14 protein-coding genes are annotated in these 15,724 nt (G+C 40.2%); 11 read left to right on the forward strand and 3 right to left on the reverse strand.

Annotated elements, in window-relative coordinates:
- Positions 1–27: 27 nt before the first annotated feature.
- Genes BLS20_RS07850 through BLS20_RS07890 form a run of 9 tightly spaced genes read left to right on the forward strand, consistent with a single transcriptional unit; the run spans position 28 to position 11,523 of the window.
- On the forward strand, positions 28–1,863 hold the full coding sequence (locus tag BLS20_RS07850) for a polysaccharide biosynthesis protein (protein WP_090173824.1): 1,836 nt from the start codon (positions 28–30) through the stop codon (positions 1,861–1,863).
- Positions 1,864–1,874: 11 nt separating this feature from the next.
- Positions 1,875–3,002, forward strand: a complete 1,128-nt coding sequence (locus tag BLS20_RS07855; protein WP_090173825.1) for a DegT/DnrJ/EryC1/StrS family aminotransferase — start codon at positions 1,875–1,877, stop codon at positions 3,000–3,002.
- Positions 3,003–3,021: 19 nt separating this feature from the next.
- Positions 3,022–5,274: a sugar transferase gene (locus BLS20_RS14020; RefSeq protein ID WP_090173826.1), complete on the forward strand. Its 2,253-nt coding sequence runs from the start codon at positions 3,022–3,024 to the stop codon at positions 5,272–5,274.
- 5 nt (positions 5,275–5,279) lie between these two features.
- Positions 5,280–6,383, forward strand: a complete 1,104-nt coding sequence (locus BLS20_RS07865) for a glycosyltransferase family 4 protein (RefSeq protein ID WP_090173827.1) — start codon at positions 5,280–5,282, stop codon at positions 6,381–6,383.
- The gene (locus BLS20_RS07870; RefSeq protein ID WP_090173828.1) at positions 6,384–7,499 is read left to right on the forward strand and encodes an EpsG family protein; all 1,116 of its coding nucleotides are present in this window, start codon (positions 6,384–6,386) and stop codon (positions 7,497–7,499) included.
- A gap of 18 nt (positions 7,500–7,517) precedes the next feature.
- Complete coding sequence (locus tag BLS20_RS07875) at positions 7,518–8,753, forward strand: phosphodiester glycosidase family protein (RefSeq protein ID WP_090173829.1); 1,236 nt, start codon at positions 7,518–7,520, stop codon at positions 8,751–8,753.
- 32 nt (positions 8,754–8,785) lie between these two features.
- Complete coding sequence (gene srtB, locus BLS20_RS07880) at positions 8,786–9,589, forward strand: class B sortase (protein ID WP_090173830.1); 804 nt, start codon at positions 8,786–8,788, stop codon at positions 9,587–9,589.
- Positions 9,573–10,751, forward strand: a complete 1,179-nt coding sequence (locus BLS20_RS07885) for an LCP family protein (protein WP_090173831.1) — start codon at positions 9,573–9,575, stop codon at positions 10,749–10,751. Before srtB ends, BLS20_RS07885 begins: the two co-directional genes overlap by 17 nt.
- Before the next feature lie 49 nt (positions 10,752–10,800).
- Positions 10,801–11,523, forward strand: coding sequence for a hypothetical protein (locus tag BLS20_RS07890; protein WP_090173832.1), 723 nt, complete (start codon positions 10,801–10,803; stop codon positions 11,521–11,523).
- A 137-nt stretch (positions 11,524–11,660) separates the two neighbouring features.
- Here the strand turns inward: BLS20_RS07890 and BLS20_RS07895 are convergent, their stop codons facing one another.
- The 3 genes from BLS20_RS07895 to BLS20_RS07905 all read right to left on the reverse strand — a co-directional run bounded on the left by BLS20_RS07895 (position 11,661) and on the right by BLS20_RS07905 (position 14,536).
- Complete coding sequence (locus BLS20_RS07895) at positions 11,661–12,461, reverse strand: ABC transporter ATP-binding protein (protein WP_090173833.1); 801 nt, start codon at positions 12,459–12,461, stop codon at positions 11,661–11,663.
- Positions 12,461–13,393 carry an ABC transporter permease gene (locus BLS20_RS07900; RefSeq protein WP_090173834.1) on the reverse strand — a complete coding sequence of 311 codons (933 nt, stop codon included), beginning with the start codon at positions 13,391–13,393 and terminating at the stop codon, positions 12,461–12,463. The genes BLS20_RS07895 and BLS20_RS07900 overlap by 1 nt, the downstream gene beginning before the upstream one ends.
- Before the next feature lie 96 nt (positions 13,394–13,489).
- On the reverse strand, positions 13,490–14,536 hold the full coding sequence (locus BLS20_RS07905; protein WP_090173835.1) for an ABC transporter substrate-binding protein: 1,047 nt from the start codon (positions 14,534–14,536) through the stop codon (positions 13,490–13,492).
- 227 nt (positions 14,537–14,763) lie between these two features.
- Between BLS20_RS07905 and BLS20_RS14025 the strand changes: the two genes are divergently transcribed.
- Positions 14,764–14,898, forward strand: a complete 135-nt coding sequence (locus BLS20_RS14025; RefSeq protein WP_278286161.1) for a hypothetical protein — start codon at positions 14,764–14,766, stop codon at positions 14,896–14,898.
- 14 nt (positions 14,899–14,912) lie between these two features.
- Entirely contained in the window at positions 14,913–15,680 is a 768-nt protein-coding gene (locus tag BLS20_RS07910; protein WP_090173836.1) for a tyrosine-protein phosphatase, read from the forward strand.
- Positions 15,681–15,724 lie beyond the last annotated feature (44 nt).

A 15,724-nucleotide genomic window follows, 5' to 3' on the forward strand; every position in this document is an offset into this window, starting at 1 on the left:
ATTATTGTATCTTTTGGGAGAGTGAATATGGGGAAGAACAGAACAAAAATCAAAATGATAGGAATGATGATATATCATGCGCTGGCTATGATTATTATTTCCTATCTGTCTTTGATGGTGAGATTTGATTTTAAAACAATAAATATTGATATTTATTATCTTAATAATATATGGAGATATACACCGATTAATATTGTGCTGACAATTTTGATATATATGGCACTGCGGTTATACCAGATTCTATGGAAGTATGCCGGAGTTAAGGAGAATATCAGAGTTGTCTGGTCGGCTCTTGCGGCGACGCTTGTTCAGGTAGTGGCAATGTATTTGCTGGACTTGCATATGCCAAGGAGCTATCATATCTATTATTTTTTCCTGTTATTGGCAATGACATTTTTGGGCTTTTACTGGCGGAGAATTATCAATGCGTTTGAACGCAGGGAAAATGAAGGAACGGACATCCATAAGGCTATTATTGTCGGCGGCGGAGAAGCAGCGCAGATCATCTTAAAAGAGATTCAAAATTCCGAACATGTTAAGGTAGAAGTTCCGTGTATTGTGGATGATAATCCGGCAAAGAAAGGAACATTCCTTAAGAATGTGCCGATTGTGGGAGGGCGTGAGCGTTTACCGCAACTTGTGGAGCAATATGAAGTAGATGAAATCATGATTGCAATACCATCCTTGTATGGCGAGGAACGAAAGAAGCTGATTGAAGATTGTAGTGGCCTAGGCTGTAAAGTGTCCATCATGCCGGGAATGTATCAGCTGATTAATCGGGAAATTAATTTCTCTACCATGCGCGAGGTGGAACTAGAAGACCTTCTTGGAAGAAATGCAGTTGAAACCAATTTAGACACCGTTATGAAGTATGTGTCCGGTAAGGTGGTTTTGGTTACTGGTGGCGGAGGTTCAATTGGTAGTGAATTGTGCAGGCAGATTGCGAATTATTTGCCAAAACAATTAATCGTGTTGGATAATTATGAGAATAATGCATACGAACTGCAGATGGAGCTGAAAAAGACGCACCCATATCTCGATTTGGAAGTGGTAATTGCCAGTGTTCAAAATGAAAAAAGGATAGAGACGATCTTTCAAAAATATCATCCGAATCTTGTGTATCATGCAGCAGCGCATAAGCATGTTCCGCTTATGGAAGAATCACCGTGTGAAGCAATCAAGAACAATGTATGCGGAACGGCTATCGTGGCACGGCAGGCGGATCGCGCACATGTAGAACGTTTTGTGATGATTTCTACGGATAAAGCGGTCAGACCGACTAATATTATGGGAGCATCCAAGCGAATCTGTGAGATGGTTGTTCAGATGTATAACCGGCATTCCGATACAGAATATGTAGCTGTGCGATTTGGAAATGTTCTTGGAAGTAACGGTTCGGTGGTTCCTTTGTTTAAAAAACAGATTGCACAAGGAGGACCTGTGACGGTAACACACCCGGAGGTTACGAGATTCTTCATGACGATTCCGGAGGCGGTTTCGTTGGTGTTACAGGCAGGGGCTTTTGCACATGGCGGAGAAATCTTCATTTTGGATATGGGACAACCTGTTAAGATTGTTGATATGGCAAAGAAGCTGATTAAATTGTCGGGATTTGAACCGGGAAGAGATATTGAAATCAAGTTTACAGGTTTACGACCGGGTGAAAAATTGTATGAAGAACTGCTCATGGATGAAGAAAAAACGCAGACGGACAATAAGCGAATATTTGTAGGAAAGCCGATTGAGGTTGACGAAGAAAAATTAACAGATATGTTAAATAAATTAAAAGAAGCGGCATATTCGGAAAGTGATCGTATTCGCGAAATGGTAAAAGAAATTGTGCCGGAATATCATAAACAATAGTAGGGAGAAATATGGCAGACAGAATATATCTTGCATCGCCAACGATGCATGCAGAAGAACAAGAATATGTAAAAGAAGCATTTGATACCAATTGGATTGCACCTTTAGGACCAAATGTTAATGCGTTTGAACAGGAACTGATGATGTATACGAATGCAGCAGGCTGCGCAGCATTAAGTTCGGGAACGGCGGCACTTCATCTTGCAGTTAAACTGCTTAATATTCAGGAAGGCGATGTTGTACTATGTTCGACATTTACATTTGCGGCAAGCTGTAATCCGGTTGCATACGAAAAGGGAAAACTGGTATTTATAGATTCGGAACCGGAGACGTGGAATATGTCTCCAAAGGCTTTAAGACGGGCTTTGGAAAAATATCCGAATGCGAAGGCAGTGCTTTATGTGCATTTATATGGAACACCTGCCAAAGTAGATGAAATTATGGCAATTTGTGCCGAGTATGATGTACCACTTATTGAGGATGCAGCAGAAAGTCTTGGCGCAACCTACAAAGGCGTACAGACCGGTAATTTTGGAGAGTTTAGTGCGTTGTCATTTAATGGAAATAAGATTATTACGACATCCGGAGGCGGGGCATTGCTTACCCGAAAGGAAGAGGATGCACAAAGAGCCAGATTTTTGTCGACGCAGGCGCGTGAGCCAAAACCGTATTATGAGCATAAGGTGCTAGGATATAATTACAGAATGTCCAATATTGTAGCCGGGGTCGGAAGAGGACAGCTCAAACATATCAAAGAACATATTGCGCTCAAGAAAAAGATTTATGAGACATATGAAAAGGCATTTTTAGAATATCCGATTACCATGAACCCATATGAAAAAGAAGTTGCAGAGCCGAATTTTTGGCTTTCTGCTTTCACCATAGATCGAGGCTGCATGTTGAAGCCGGAAAAGATTTATGAAGCGTTAGCAGCGGAAAATATTGAATCTCGACCGTTGTGGAATCCAATGCATAAGCAGCCGGTATATGAACAGTGCGATTTTGTTACGGAAGAAGGACTAGAAACGAAACCGGTATCTTCAGATCTGTTTGAAAGAGGTTTATGCCTTCCAAGCGATATCAAAAACACGAAGGAAGATATGGACAGAATTATTAAGATTATTAAAAGTTGTTTCTGATTTTAGGTAGGGATAGATTATGTATCGCAGTTTTGTAAAGCGTTTATTGGATTTGGTATTTTCGACAATTATATTAGTGGTTTTTTGCTGGGTGTATTTGATACTGGCGATTCTTGTTAGAGTGAAATTGGGAAAACCCGTAATTTTTGCGCAGGAACGAACCGGACATCATAACACTCGTTTTGTCATGTATAAATTTCGGACTATGACATCAGAAACTGATGCGAATGGAGAACTTCTTCCGGATGAAATGCGTCTTACAAGATTTGGAGCGATGCTTCGAAGCACAAGTCTTGATGAATTGCCGGAAATAGTTAATATTTTCAAAGGAAATATGAGCTTTGTCGGACCTAGACCGCTGTTGCCGAATTACGTAGATTTGTATAGTCCAAGGCAGAGAAGAAGACACGAAGTAAAGCCGGGACTTACCGGGTTGGCGCAGGTTAATGGACGAAATGCGATTGAGTGGGAAGAAAAGTTTGAATTTGACTTGGAGTATTCGGATAATATTTCCTTTGCACTTGATTTTAAAATACTGTGTCTGACGGTGAAAAAGGTATTTGCGAGGGCAGATATTTCTTCTGAAGGTTCGGCTACTACAGAAAGCTTTGCCGGAACAAAGCGTAAACGATTCGGAAGTAAACATAAAGAAGTTGTCAAAGTGCTCTTTACGAATCCGGGTAATAAAAATGAATTGATTCAGACATTCTTGTATGCGGCCGGTAATTTGGGAATACAGATTGAAACCTATGCAACGGATACGACGCTCGGACTTCCGGCGATGTTGATGTGTCAAAAGGAAAAGAGGGTGTCATCTCCTAAGGCACCGGAATATGTGGATCAGATTCTTGATATTTGCCGTAAGGAACATATTGATCTTGTCGTTCCATTGTCAGAGGATGACCGTATATTGGCAAGTGCACAGGCGGCATTTCACAAGAATGGAACACGCCTGCTCCTTTCGAAACTGGAAGTTACGCAGATGTGTATGGATAAAAGGCGTGTGATGGATTATTTCCGTTCATGCGGACTGCACACAACGGTTACGGCGGATAATCTGGTCGAATATACCGGCGGATTTCCGGCGGCGATTGAACTTAGAGATGAGAACAAGGGTGTTTATTCTTATCGTGTAGAAAATGAAAAAGAATTGCAGTATTATATCATGCGATTTGAGAAATATCTCATCCGACCGTTTGTAAATGGAACGGAGTATGAAATCGATGTGTTTTGCGACTTTGAAGGAAAGCCGATTTATATTACTCCAAAAAGACGTGAAACGGTGCAGGAAAAGGAAGTTGCCCGTTATCGTGTCGTGCAAGATGCCATGATGATTAAAGAAGTACAGGCAATTCTTGAAGAACTTAAACCGGTCGGTCCGTTAACGATTGGTGTGGTGAAGGAAGAAGCAACCGGATATAACTACTTTGTTGGTATGCGGCCGCTCTTTTCGGTAGATGCCCCAATTTCGATTAAAGCCGGAGCAGATTCGCCGCAGGCAGCACTGAAGATGATGTTTGGAGCAACAATGGATTATCAGCAAAATGCAGCTGATGATGATTTGCTCTTCTCAAGAGTGGAAAGGACGATTCAAATTAAGCAAAATATTGATGAAGTTCATCCATTTGAATCCTTTAATGAACTTCCGGAACAATTAGGTTCGGAAATAGAAGCCGTTGTATTTGATTTAGATGATACCTTGTATTCTCAAAAGGAGTATATGAGAAGTGCGCTTCGGGAAGTGGCAGAACATTTGCCGCAGGTGCGTAACTGCTATAACAGGATGTGTGCGGCCTTGGAAAAAGGTGAGATGCCAATCGAAGCTGTTTTGAAAAAGGAAAAAATCAATTCGGAGGAATTGTTAAGGGAATGTTTGGATATCTTTATCGAACATTATCCGAAGATCGAGTTGTATCCCGGTGTGGTTGAGTGTTTTAGAGAACTTCGAAAGAAGAAGATGTATCTTGCAGTGGTGACAGATGGAAAACCGGTTATGCAAAACAATAAGATTGATGCTCTTGGGCTTGATAAATATGTGGATGAAATTTTGATAACAGATGAACTTGCCGGACATGGTAATGTACATGAGTTTAGAAAGCCGAATGACATTGCATACTTGATTATGCGTAAACGACTCGGGATTGCCCTTCGTAATATGGCATATGTCGGAGAGGATCCTAAGCTCGATTTTGAGGCTCCGCAAAAGTTGGGAATGGTATGTTATCAGTACGTAAATCCTGATCGCTTGTATGAGGAAGAAGAGGATGGCTAAAGCAGATGAGTAAAGTATTGATTTTGGCAAACTTTGATGTTGGATTGTATAAGTTTCGAAAAGAATTGATTGCCAAATTGCTTCATAAAGGGCATGAGGTGTTTATTTCATTGCCTTTTGGGGATATGGTAACGCCTCTGATACAGATGGGGTGTAAATTTATCGAAACGGATGTAGATCGCAGAGGTGTAAATCCGAAAACAGACCGGGCACTGATGAAGAAATATGAAACAATCATAAGGGAAGTTATGCCGGATCTGGTAGTTACTTATACGATTAAACCGAATATTTATGGCGCAATGGCGTGTGAAAAAGCGAATATCCCCTGTGCAATTAATATTACGGGACTTGGAAGCGCATTTCAAAAGAGTGGTCCGATTCGCACGCTTGTGATATGGATGTATAAAAAGGCTTGTAAGAAGGTACGAATCGTATTTTTTGAGAACGAAGGAAATCGTCAGACCTTGCTTGACTATCATATCGTAAGAGAAACGCAGACGCATTTGCTTCATGGAGCCGGCGTGAATCTCAAAGAATATCCGTTTTGCGAATATCCGGATGAGAACGAATCAATTCATTTCCTTTTTATTGGAAGAATTATGAAAGAAAAGGGAATGGATGAATTGTTTGCAGCGATGGAACGAATCTGTGAAAAAAGAGAGGATGTTGTACTCGACCTTGTTGGATTTTATGAAGAAAATTATGAGCAGCGGATTAGACAATTAGAGGAGCAGGGAATTGTAAAGTATCACGGGTATCAAGAGGATGTTCGTCCTTTTATTGAAAGGTGCAGTGGATTTGTGCTACCTTCTTATCATGAGGGAATGGCAAACACGTTGTTAGAATGCGCGTCTATGGGACGGCCGCTTCTTACGAGTGATATTCCCGGCTGCAAAGAAGCGGTTGAGGACGGTCAAAGCGGTTTGCTTTTTAAAGTGCAGGATGAAGAAGCACTTTATGAAAAGATGATGCTTTTTTTGGACATGCCTTATGAGCAGCGTAAGAAAATGGGAATGGCATCACGAAAACATATGGAGCTTTATTTTGATAAGAATCAAGTCGTGAATGATACGTATGAACAATTGGAAAAGATTTTAACGGAGAAATAGATGACATTATATTGGGGCCTGTTGATTTTAAGTATTATTTTAATCGTATGGGGCGAAAATTTTTACAAAACTGTATATTGTGGAAATCATTGGGAGAGCAGAGGCACCTGGGTGCAGGGGCTTGTGCTTTTTGTCCCGTTAATTTTCTTTTGTGGTATGCGAGGAGCCGGTGTCGGAGATACGCAGGCATATATTACCGGATATGAGGACATTCCGACAAATTTTAGTGAGATTGTCTGGTCAGAGCTTGGAAAAGGGAAATTATTCGTTTTATATGAAATAATCTGTAAGCATTTTAGTCCGGATAATTATACGCCATGGTTGTTTTCGCTGGCGCTTATTTCAGGAGTGTTTTTTTTGATTGGAATTAAGCGATATTCTGCTTTTTTTGGAATGAGCTGCTTTTGGTTTATTGCATCTACCATGTTTATTTATATGTTTAACGGAATTCGGCAGTGCGTGGTGGTTTCGGTCATATTTGCATTTTCCAATCTGATTGTGGAAAAGAAGTTTTGGAAATACCTAATTATGATTTTGATTCTGGCAACGATTCATTCGTCGGTGCTCGTGATGATACCGGTGTATTTCATTATTCAGGCAAAGCCATGGGGGAGGACAATGCGACTGGTATTGGTGCTCGCTGTGATTTTGGGCGTTGGTTTTGATTGTTTTTGGTCGAGTTTCAGTAGCGTCTTAGAAGATACCACGTATTCTGCTTATGTTGATTACATGTCAACGGATGCGTCAGGGGTTAATATTGTGCGTGTTGCAGTAATCGCAGTTCCGGTAATACTGGCTTTGTGGGGAAGAAGAGCGGTAGAAGAACTGGAATACCCGTTGATTCGTGTATCTATTAATATGTCAGTCATCACCTTGGCGCTTTATATTGTCGCAATTTTCAGTAGTGGTATGGCAGTTGGTCGAATTGCAGTGTACTTTGAGATTTATAATATGATTTCTCTTCCGTGGCTGCTAAAGCATGTTTTTGTAAGGAATTCGAGCAGATTTGTTAGTATTATTTGTATAATTGCCTATTTGATGTATTTTTATGTTCAGATGGTAATTAGCTATGGTAACCTGCCGTATAGTAGTGACTTTTTAGGGATTAGTTTATAGTTTGATAAGGGAGTTGACATGAAAAAAGAATCTGAGAGGCCAAAAGAGTCTGAGGACATATATGAGGAAGAAGATTTTTTAACAAAGCGAAAAACAGCAATCATCGTAATCATATGTATCGCGATTATTGTGATTTTTGGATGGCGAATTATTTCCTCGGGCGTTTTGGGAAATGGTGGTTTGGATTATACTCCGGTATCGGATGTTTCGGATGATAAGGAAGAATTTGCATCTTATACAATGTATGTTACAAAAGATTGCCAGGTGACAGATACGATAGATGCGGATGAGGCAAGCTACAAGATTGATTTACTGTTCGACGATGCAGTTACAGTTGTCGGTGTGGAAGATGAATACTATCTGATTATTGTGGAAGATGGAAGAAAAGCTTATATAAAACAAGAACTTTTGACGGCGGATCAGCCAAAAGAGGTTGACCCGGATGATACACATTGGGAATATTCGTCAAAGGAATTAAAGGTCGAAATTGATAAATATACCGAAAATGACGGCGCTTCGGCGGAAGATATTATTGTTTATTGGGTGGCGAATATCACCATGGATGATCCGGAAAGTATGCTTGAGACCGTATTCGCCGGAGGCGACTATGAATCAAGTATTTCATCGAAAGAACGCTGTTCGGTAATGGCGAAAAATGCTGGGGCTATCTTTGCTGTGAACGGTGATGCTTGTGGTTTTCGCGGAAATGGCGGTGAATATGAAGATCCGATTTTGATTCGAAATGGGACGATTTATCATGAGGACGAGAGAGATATTGGAGAGATGCTTGCAATATATAAGAGTGGCACTATGGAACTGTTTCGCCCTGGAGAACTGGGCGATGCACAGGAGATGGTGAGCCAAGGAGTGACGGATACCTTTTGGTTTGATACCGCATTGGTAGAGGATGGAGAGATAAAATCCGAGCTGATTAGCGGCGAAAGCAATTTCGAAAGAGCGCCTTATACGGCAATTGGCCAGATCAATCAAAATCATTATGTGTTTATCTGTGTAGACGGAAGAGGTTCTAATGACAGCATCGGCGTTACGTATACCGGAATGGCAAGGCTGATGCAAAAGTATGGTTGCGAGACGGCGTACGAACTAGATGGCGGCGGATCTACGACAATGTATTTTGATGGTATGGTGTTGAATGAACCGTCAGATGGAAGAGAAAGAAGTATATCTGATGCAATTTGCATCATTCCGTCGGAAGAGAATGTAACGGAAAATGATGCAATTTCTGACAAATAAGGTTAAAATATAATTGAAGGGGGAACTAAATTATGGAAGAAAACAATAAGAAGAAAAAAGGTTTGTTGGTATTAATTATTGTGATTATTGCAGTAATCATAGTTGCCGGTGTTTACATCGGATGGTCGGTTTATCAGCATAAAGCACAACAGGATGAATATGAGCTTTTGTTGGAAGATGTTGTGAATGCAGAATATGATGAACGTGAAGGAGAAGCAGCTGAAATACCGGATGATGTATATGTGGATGATGTCATTGATTTTGATAAGTTGCAATCTTATAACGAAGAGCTGATTGCCTGGATTAAGGTTCCAAATACGGTTATTGATTATCCGGTTGCAAGACATGAAAGTGTAACCGATCAGACCTATTATTTGTCACATAATATGTATAAAGAAGTGGCATTTGCCGGTTGTATCTATATGGAACTTGCCAATAATATTGATTTTAATGATAATAATACAATTTTGTATGGTCATAATATGAAAAATGACACCATGTTTGGAGAACTACATAACTTTGAAGATGAGGAATTCTTTGAAGAAAATGAGTATTTCTATATCTATACACCGGGACATGTGAAAAAATATCAGATTTTTGCGGCATATCAGAATGATAATACGAATCTTAATGAGGCATATACATTTGATGATGAAGATTCCTATGCGGATTACATAAAGACGCTGTCAACAATTCGTTCTATGAATGCGTTGACAAGAGATGTGGAACTTACAACGGACAATAAGATTGTAACATTATCAACTTGCGTAGCGGGAAATCATAATTATCGTTACCTTGTACAGGGAGTATTGGTAGAAGATGTCGAAACAGACTAATAAAGAGGATATTAACAAGAAATTAGAAGAGACAATTGATTCCTATTGGGATGACAAAAAGAAGGATAAAAATCCTGATTTTGACGGATTTCGAGAGGAAGAAATAAAGCCCGCACCAAAAGAAAAGAAGCCATTTAATATAAAGAAACTGCTTTTGATTATCCTTATTATAGTTGTTGCTTTTGTAGCAGCAATTGTAATTACCATTTTGGCAATGGAACATATTGGAAAAAAAGATTTATTAAATTCTAATTCGGCAAATACGGAAATTACGGGTGCTGATGGAGCAGAGCTTGAAAATGATGGTAAAATTGTGGTTTACAATGGAAAAAAATACGTTTATAATGAAAGTAACATAAGTATGTTATTCATGGGTGTAGACCGCGAGGAATTCAATGAGGGAAGTACCTATCAGGAAGGTGGACAAGCGGATAGTTTGTTCCTGATGGTGATTGACACTTCCACAGGGGAATCTAAGATGGTACCTATATCCCGTTACACGATGGTTCCGATTGATGAGTATCATGAGGATGGTAGTTACTGGAGGCAGAATGAGATTCAGGTTCTTTTGGCTTACACTTATGGTGATGGTCGGGAGAAGAGTTGTGAGAACACGACAACCGCAATTTCCCGTCTCCTATATGGCATGCCGATTTCAGGATATGTAGCAATTGATTTATCGGGTATCGGAGTTTTGAATGATGCGATCGGAGGTGTTACCGTTGAAGTAATGGAGGACTTGACGGAAGCTGACTCTGAACTGTATTTAGGTAATACAGTAACACTTATGGGACAACAGGCGGAGACTTATGTCAGAAGCCGAAAGTCTGAAGGAACAGATCTTGAAGTGGATAATAATGCGCCACGTGTGGAACGTCAGGTTCAATACTTAAATGCATTTTTATCACAGACACTATCACAGATGAAGACTTCTCCGACTTTGCCTTTGAAGTTATATAATTTAGCAGAGGATTATACAATCACAGATGTTTCAGCATCTGAAACGTTATATTTGATGACAACAATGGCGAGTGGAGGGCTTGAATCGGAAGTTGTAACGATTCCAAGTACTGCAAAGAGAGGTGAGTATACCGAAGTTTATGTCGACGAGGATGCTTTGTATGAGGTGATTTTGGATGTGTTCTATACAGAGGTAGAGTGAGAATTTAGAGTTTAGAAGTAGGAGTTTAGGTTTATCAAGGAGGAATATCATGAAAAAATTAGCAGTATTGGCGCTTAGTATGGGATTGGCATTCTCAATGCCTTTAGCATTAGGTGCTACAGAAGTGGACGATTTAGTTGAAGAAACAGATGAAACAGGTACAGATGGTGCTACGGATTCTACGATAGATGCATCCCCGGATGAGAATTATGATGGGGATGAGGAAGAAGAAGACGAGTACAACGAAGGTGAAGAAGAGGATGAGTCTGAAGATGGCGAAGAAAGTTCTGAGGAAGATCTTATTGTCATTGTAAAAGGTAACTTCTCATATGAAGATGGAACACCGGCTAAGGGACTTACCGTAAAGCTTCACAGTAAGACACAAAAGACAACAACAAATAAAAAGGGTAATTATAAGTTTTCAAACGCAGTAGCTCTTGGAGAACATACTTTATATGTTTCAAAAGGCGATGCAAATTATGCAACAGTTAAGTTGGATATCGATGAAGACGGAGCTGAGATTACAGAGTCAAGTGTAGCAAAAGATGTATTTACAACAAAAAAGACCTCGAGCGTATCAAAGAGTGGAACAACCACTAAGATTACGGTAGTTGTAGATGGTGTAATCACAGCGGATATGATTGAGAACGCAACAGATGAATCAACTTCTCCGAAGACATCTGATTCTACTAAGGCGGCAGGAGCAGCTTTTGTAGTAGTAGTTGCTGGAGTAGCATTGTATTTCACAGGCAGAAGATATAAAAAAGCATAATGAAAGTCATTCATCGGATTGAAAGTCTTGATTAAATGAATTATAAAGGAGCTGATCGATTGATCAGCTCCTATTTTAACTCAGTCGGAGAAATCCCCCACCTCTAAGCGAGTTTTGACTATCGTAATTCAGATGATTTAGGAAAGAAGCATTCGGTCATTATTAAGCTGAGAACCAACGCCTTCTTTGAATTGTTCTAATAAATCGTTAACCGTCATTCCTTTTCGCTTTTCCCCTTTTACATCGAGAATAATCTGTCCGGCATTCATCATAATGGTGCGATTACCAAGATCAAGAGCAGATTGCATATTATGCGTAATCATAAGGCAGGTCAGATTATGTTCTTTTACAATAAGTTTGGTTAAATCTAACACTTTATCAGCAGTTGCTGGATCTAAAGCGGCGGTATGTTCGTCCAAAAGCAATAATTTAGGCGTGATTACAGTGGCCATAAGAAGTGTTAAGGCTTGCCTTTGTCCGCCGGATAAAAGTCCAACAGGATTCTTCATTCTATCTTCGAGCCCCATATTAAGGAGCGCAAGTTTTTCACGAAAATCGCGCTTTTCCTTGGCGGAAATCCGACTTAAAAATTGACTTTTGGAAGTGTTTGCACGTAGATAAGCCAAAGCAAGATTTTCTTCAATGCTCATATTTGGGGCAGTGCCTTTCATAGGATCTTGAAAGAGGTGTCCGATATATTTACTTCTTTTATAATCCGGCACATAGGTGATATCCTCTCCGTCAAGCAGGATACCGCCTGTATCAGGGTAGAAGGTTCCACAAATCGCATTGAACATGGTAGATTTTCCGGCACCGTTACTTCCGATGATGGTAGCAAAGTCGCCGGGATGAAAGTGTATGGTCAGTTGATTCAATGCCTTTTTTTCATTAACCGTTCCCGGATTGAATGTTTTTGATACATTAATAAGCTTGAGCATTAGTAGCCACCTCCCTGTTTTCTTTTGCGGATTGCAGTATGTTTGACCTTGGCAAAACCGAATTTCACCCGCAGGTATGGAATCGAAATAGCAACAGCAACGATAATAGCGGAAATTAATTTCAAAGCAGATGCATCGACATTGAAGCGAAGTGCAATGGCAACGATGAAACGATACAAGCAGCTGCCGAGTACGACACCAACGATACGGCGTGGTACAGAACCTTTTCCGACAATAGTTTCGCCAATAATTAAGGCTGCAAGTGCAATGGTGACCTGTCCGGTTCCGATATTAATGTCTGTGGAACGCTGGTATTGCGCTAAAAGTCCACCGGAAAGTGCCGTCATAGCATTTGCAACACAAAGCCCAATTGTAATCATAAGTGACGGATTAATGGAAGATGCTTTAATCATGAATTCGTTGTCTCCGGTCGCACGTATGGATAGACCGAGTCTGGTGCTTAAAAACCAGGTAAGAAGCATTCCAATCACGATAATAATAATTAAGATTACAATAATTTCATACCAGTTACCACCGATGTGATCTTTCGCCCAAGTAAAGAGCGTATCACAGGAAAATAGATTGATGGTAGAGGAAAATCCCATGATTGCAATATTGATGGTATATAGTCCGGTATTAACAATGATACCGGCAAGAATGGATTCTACTCCCAATTTTGTTTGAAGCAGGGCTGTGATGTATCCGGATATGACACCGGCAAGGAGCGATAGGAATAACCCCAATATGGGATGACCGCTTAAGGTAGCCATCGCGCAGACTGCGCATCCTAATGTAAAACAGCCGTCAGTTGACAAATCCGCAATATTTAATAATGAAAAAGAAATAAAAAGTGCAAGCGCAACCAGTGCGTAAATACATCCGAGTTCTATGGCGCTTTGCGCCAAAGAAACTGTAAATACAGAAGAAAGCATACGGAATAAATCTCCTTACATAAAAAATAATGACTGTTACATAAGTAACAGCCATTATATTCTATCACGTATTTTGAAAAATGTTAATGAGTAGTTTTACTCAAATTCTTCAGCAGTAGTTGTTTCTACAACTTTAGTTACCATATCAGCGAACATGCTGTAGTCAAGATTAATCTTTTGTGCGGTTTCGGTATTAATGGTAGCGATGCCGCTATCTTGTACCTGAACCGGAGTAGAAGCAGGATCTGCACCATTTACAAGAATATCAACAACCATATCGGCAGTTTGTGTACCAAGGTCTTCGTAGTTCACACCATATCCGCAAAAAGCACCATTTAAAGCAAAAGAATCAGCGCCGCAGTATTGAGGAATTCCTGCATCTGCGAATTTTTCAAAAATAGCAAGTTCTGCTGTCATAACAGTGTTGTCGGTTGGCGTAAATACAGCGTCACAACCGGCAGCTACGAGGGCATCTGCTGCGAGTGAGATTTCATCATTGGTTGTTCCGGTTTTTTCCACATAGTTAATGCCTTTTGCTTCAAGATAAGCGATGGCATCCTTGATTGGCTGTGTAGAGGAATCTTGTCCTTTGTCATATAATAATCCGACGGTTTTGATGTTCGGATTGGCAGCGAACATTAAATCCATAATCGCTTCTGTATTTAAGGCATCCGAAGTACCGGTAATATTGGCACCAGGTGCATCGAGAGATGCAACAAGACCGCTGCCGACCGGATCGGATACGGCTGAGAAAATAACCGGAATATCGGTTCCTTCTGTTGCAGCCTGCATGATTGCTGCAACAGGTGTTGCAATCGGGATGATGGCATCGACACCATCAGCCACGCAATCAGAAGCAATCTGGTTCATAACGGTTGCATCGGCCTGTCCGTTTGAATAATCAATGTTAAAAGTCACGCCAAGTTCTTCGCCTTTTGCAGCAAGTTCTTCTTGAATCGAAGCATTGATCTGGTTTAATGAAGCGTCGTCAACGTATTGTACAATTGATACCGTGTATTCAGCAGAAGATGAAGAATCTGAATCTGATGTAGAAACGTTGCCGCTGTCAGTTGAACCACAGCCGACCAAAGCGAAGGCTGCCAGTGTGCCTGTAAGAAGGCATCCAAGTAATTTCTTTTTCATAATAATCCTCTTTTCTCTTATTAGGCTCAATGGTATTAAGCCATTATTAGGTTGATTTTATACTTTTATATAGTATCATGCTAAAAGTATAAAATCCACTTCCTAAGAATAATATGTTTTGCATGTTTCGTCAATTGATTTTAAAGAGTCTGATGTGTTGAAATTCCTACTTTTAGTATGGTAAAATTTAAATAATATTGAGTGAATAGAGAGTAGGAGATGAGAACTTGAAGAATATGTCAAATAATAAGATGAAAAACAAAAACGGGCGCCGCTTTTGGCAGATTTTGATTGCAATTGTAGCAATTTTGAATCTTGTATGCTTGTTTGCTTTTGATTATCAAATACCCGGAATTGGATAGAGGTGGATGGAGTAATGTGGGTAGATATACATACGCATGTACTTCCGGGAATTGATGACGGAAGTCAAAACTGGGATGAGACCATGGAGCTAGCAGAGCTTGCACTTAGTGGGGGGACAGATATTCTGGTCTGTACGAATCATACGAACATTCCGGGTATTTATGAAAATTATGAGTCAGAGAACCTAAGGACATTATTTGAAATGTTCCAACGTAAATTAGAGAAAGAAAAGATGCCGCTTAGAATTCTACGAGGAAATGAGATATTTTCCACACCGGGAATACAGCGGCTTTTAAATGAAAAGAAGGTGATTCCCATCAATAATACCGGATATTATCTGGTGGAATTTTCTTTTCGAGAGGATCCGGATTTTATGGCAGATGTTTTGTTTGGAATGATAAAAGACGGATATCATCCGATACTGGCACATCCGGAACGATATGAATGTGTGCAGGATTATCCGGCGTTTGTATTCCAATGGATGTCGGAAGGCGTTTTGACACAGATGAATAAACAAAGTCTTTTAGGGCAATTTGGAAGAGAAGTCGAGGTGGCGGCACAGTGTTTATTTGAACATAATCTGATTACTTGTATTGCGTCAGATGCACATTCGCAGGAACGTCGGACAACGAATTTGTCTTCAATTGCAGAGTATCTCGAAGATCGATTCGGGGAAGAAGCAGCGCAGCTTTTGCTAAACGAGAACCCGCGAAGAATAATTGAAGGAAAAAGAGTTGTGGGACAGAATTTGATACCATTTGCGGATAAAGGTTGGTATTAACTCAGTCGGAGAAATCCCCCACCTCTAAGCGTTAGCGTAGGTGG

The sequence above is a fragment of the Eubacterium oxidoreducens genome (genome assembly GCF_900104415.1).
Classification (GTDB): Bacteria; Bacillota; Clostridia; order Lachnospirales; family Lachnospiraceae; genus Eubacterium_C; species Eubacterium_C oxidoreducens.

Coding starts and splice junctions, on each gene's coding strand:
- BLS20_RS07910 (WP_090173836.1), top strand. CDS start 14,913: ATGTGGGTAGATATACATACGCATGTACTTCCGGGAATTGATGACGGA.
- BLS20_RS07850 (WP_090173824.1), top strand. CDS start 28: ATGGGGAAGAACAGAACAAAAATCAAAATGATAGGAATGATGATATAT.
- BLS20_RS07905 (WP_090173835.1), bottom strand. CDS start 14,536: ATGAAAAAGAAATTACTTGGATGCCTTCTTACAGGCACACTGGCAGCC.
- BLS20_RS07875 (WP_090173829.1), top strand. CDS start 7,518: ATGAAAAAAGAATCTGAGAGGCCAAAAGAGTCTGAGGACATATATGAG.
- BLS20_RS07870 (WP_090173828.1), top strand. CDS start 6,384: ATGACATTATATTGGGGCCTGTTGATTTTAAGTATTATTTTAATCGTA.
- BLS20_RS07890 (WP_090173832.1), top strand. CDS start 10,801: ATGAAAAAATTAGCAGTATTGGCGCTTAGTATGGGATTGGCATTCTCA.
- BLS20_RS07885 (WP_090173831.1), top strand. CDS start 9,573: ATGTCGAAACAGACTAATAAAGAGGATATTAACAAGAAATTAGAAGAG.
- BLS20_RS07855 (WP_090173825.1), top strand. CDS start 1,875: ATGGCAGACAGAATATATCTTGCATCGCCAACGATGCATGCAGAAGAA.
- BLS20_RS14020 (WP_090173826.1), top strand. CDS start 3,022: ATGTATCGCAGTTTTGTAAAGCGTTTATTGGATTTGGTATTTTCGACA.
- BLS20_RS07865 (WP_090173827.1), top strand. CDS start 5,280: ATGAGTAAAGTATTGATTTTGGCAAACTTTGATGTTGGATTGTATAAG.
- BLS20_RS07900 (WP_090173834.1), bottom strand. CDS start 13,393: ATGCTTTCTTCTGTATTTACAGTTTCTTTGGCGCAAAGCGCCATAGAA.
- srtB (WP_090173830.1), top strand. CDS start 8,786: ATGGAAGAAAACAATAAGAAGAAAAAAGGTTTGTTGGTATTAATTATT.
- BLS20_RS07895 (WP_090173833.1), bottom strand. CDS start 12,461: ATGCTCAAGCTTATTAATGTATCAAAAACATTCAATCCGGGAACGGTT.